4 protein-coding genes are annotated in these 2454 nt (G+C 26.4%); 1 reads left to right on the top strand and 3 read right to left on the bottom strand.

From position 1 onward, the window contains the following. Positions 1-239: hypothetical protein (locus Q0370_RS05010; RefSeq protein WP_299572923.1), on the bottom strand; the 239-nt coding region annotated here is incomplete at its 3' end. An 86-nt stretch (positions 240-325) separates the two neighbouring features. After that, positions 326-529 carry a helix-turn-helix transcriptional regulator gene (locus Q0370_RS05015; RefSeq protein ID WP_299572924.1) on the bottom strand — a complete coding sequence of 68 codons (204 nt, stop codon included), beginning with the start codon at positions 527-529 and terminating at the stop codon, positions 326-328. Positions 530-663: 134 nt separating this feature from the next. Here Q0370_RS05015 and Q0370_RS05020 point away from each other — a divergent pair, with 134 nt between their 5' ends. Further along, positions 664-990: a helix-turn-helix transcriptional regulator gene (locus Q0370_RS05020; RefSeq protein ID WP_146996040.1), complete on the top strand. Its 327-nt coding sequence runs from the start codon at positions 664-666 to the stop codon at positions 988-990. A gap of 256 nt (positions 991-1246) precedes the next feature. Here Q0370_RS05020 and Q0370_RS05025 read toward each other — a convergent pair whose 3' ends face one another. Continuing rightward, complete coding sequence (locus tag Q0370_RS05025) at positions 1247-2290, bottom strand: RelA/SpoT domain-containing protein (RefSeq protein WP_173020642.1); 1044 nt, start codon at positions 2288-2290, stop codon at positions 1247-1249. Positions 2291-2454: the final 164 nt, after the last annotated feature.

Genomic DNA, 2454 nt, shown 5'->3' on the forward strand with positions numbered 1-2454 from the left:
AAAAAAATAAGAATTTTTGATATTCTTGAATATAAAAGAAATTTTTGAAGTATAGAATTTCCTTCTGAAATGACTTCATCTAAAGTTGGAACTTTTATAGTACCCAAAGTTTTTTCGAGTTCTAAAGTATTTAGTCTGTTTTGTAACCAAATTGAATAACGAATTTCCATACTTTCTATAATTACTATTCCTAAACATAATAGTATTCCTAATTTTTCTAAAAATTTTTTCTCTTTCATAATTTTTTATAAAAAAGATATTAAGATAACAAATCTTAAATACTTTTAATACTTCTCCTTCCAATATTATTTTACCATTCAGCAAATTAATTATTAAAAAAAATATCCAAAAACTCAATATCACTCAATCCATACTCTTTCCTTATAAATTTCATTTCTTCAATCGTAAAATTACTACTTCCGTTTATTTTCCTAGAAAGTGCGGAAGGAGTTATATTTAGTTTTTTTGCTAATGTTTTATTATTGTCTTCATATAAACTCATTTTTGATTTTAAAATTTTTTTTTTCATTCTTTAATCTCCTGATATTTGCTAATTAGCAAAATAATTATACCATAAATTGAAATTTTGTCAAGATAATTTCAATTAAATTGATAATATATCAATTTTATGGTAAAATTTATTGATTTTAAAGGAGAATTGCTATGGAAAATATAGGAAAAAGATTAAAAAGTTTGAGAGAAAAGTACAAATTTTCTTTAGAAGAAGTGGCACAAAAGATAAAATCATCTGCTGGAGCTATTTCACGATATGAAAATAACGAAAGAAAAATAAATAGTGAAAGTTTAATTAGACTATCCAACTTATACAATGTTTCGCCTGAATACATATTATACGGTATAAATAAAGATTCCAGCAATTTAGAATCATCTATTATATCGTTCTTTAATAATGAAAATATAGATTTTAAGGAAAAGGAAGAATTGTTCAATAAGATTCAAAATGCCTTTTTTAAAGAAAAGTTCAAATAAAATCAAGAAAATAGTAGTGTATGTTTAAAAAAAATAATTATTGAATTGGGACTGATTTTTAGAGTAAGTCCCTTTTCTTATCTGCTTGTATAGTCGTGTATTAGCCTTGTGGCGTTCGCTAAATTTATTTTTGGATAAATACCTTGCCTTGAAATGAAAAAGTCTACCAAAACTATACTACTTGATTTTTTTTATTTTAGAAAAATAATTTTAAGAAAAAATCACAGCTCAAATTATAACCGTGATTTTGATTTTTTTATTCCTCTGTATTATTTATATATTTACCTATTGTTGTAACAAATTCTCTTGCGTCTAGGAAATAATTTGGGTACGCTTTTCGTAAGTTCTTTAAGTTCTCAACCGATACTGATACGACGTTATTTGTGTCCTCTTTGTATTCACGTTCATACATCAAATAATCTCGACTTATATTTTCTTCAGGTACTTGAATATATCTTATGCTATTGCCCTTATAATCCAATATCAATATCAAATAGCCTTCTCCTGTGATTTCTTCAAGCCGTTTGGTTATAACTCGTAAACTGCTTAAAGTTTTCAGTATATTAAATTCTCTGTTTAATTCTCTCAACTTATCCAGTTCTTTTGAAATTTCTGAAATATCTTTGTTTAATTCAATGTATTCTATCAGTTTACTTGATAATTTAAAAAACTCCCTATAATAAATGTCTCCCCCACCTGTCTTTAAAGATTGCTGTTTTATGCTGTCTATTATTTCAACTGAAGTAGCCCATTGGTGCTGTAACTTCGTTCTTATCTGCAATTCTATCTGATACCCTTCAAGCCTCTTTTCCTTTTTCCCTTGATACTTAAATATCTGATGTATTGACCTGTAGCCGTCCTCTTTTGGCTCTAAGATATAATTTTTTTCCCTAATAAATAAAAAATTATTCTTGTCTTTTTGTTTATAAACTTTATTTTTTAAGTAATTTGCCACTTCCTCTGTATCCTTTATATTAGGCAATATTATTCTTGCTCCTGCCAAGTCCTGCATTCTTCCCAATCGTAGTTCTGGAAATCTTTTAAGTTTCCCTATTATTGATGGCAACCTTTTTAATCTTTGAGAAATAATTATTGAATTTCTATTATTCGGTAATTTTATTTTCTTGTTATTTATAATACTTCTCAAGCTCCATACAAAACTTTTTATTATTTTTGAGTGTTCAGCCCTAAAATCTGATAATTTCTGCAAATCCTCAATAGTTTCAGCATTTTCAACTATTCTTTTGCTTATCCTGTTCAGTTCCTTTTTAGATACTTCTTTATCATTAATATAAACCATAAATGTACTCCTTTCTTTCATATTATTATTTATATAGTATTCTTAGTGTTTTATATTCCTTTATATGTATTAATTTATCCAAAAATTGTGTATAAAAAAACACCACTCAAATAGTGGCTCTGTGGCTGGCGTTCTTACATAACGCTTAAACTTTCATTCAGTTA

It is taken from the genome of uncultured Leptotrichia sp., from assembly GCF_938036635.1.
Lineage (GTDB): Bacteria > Fusobacteriota > Fusobacteriia > Fusobacteriales > Leptotrichiaceae > Leptotrichia > Leptotrichia hongkongensis.

Excerpts from the sequence above, each read along its gene's own strand:
- Q0370_RS05015 (WP_299572924.1), bottom strand. The coding sequence starts at position 529 with ATGAAAAAAAAAATTTTAAAATCAAAAATGAGTTTATATGAAGACAAT.
- Q0370_RS05020 (WP_146996040.1), top strand. The coding sequence starts at position 664 with ATGGAAAATATAGGAAAAAGATTAAAAAGTTTGAGAGAAAAGTACAAA.
- Q0370_RS05025 (WP_173020642.1), bottom strand. The coding sequence starts at position 2,290 with ATGGTTTATATTAATGATAAAGAAGTATCTAAAAAGGAACTGAACAGG.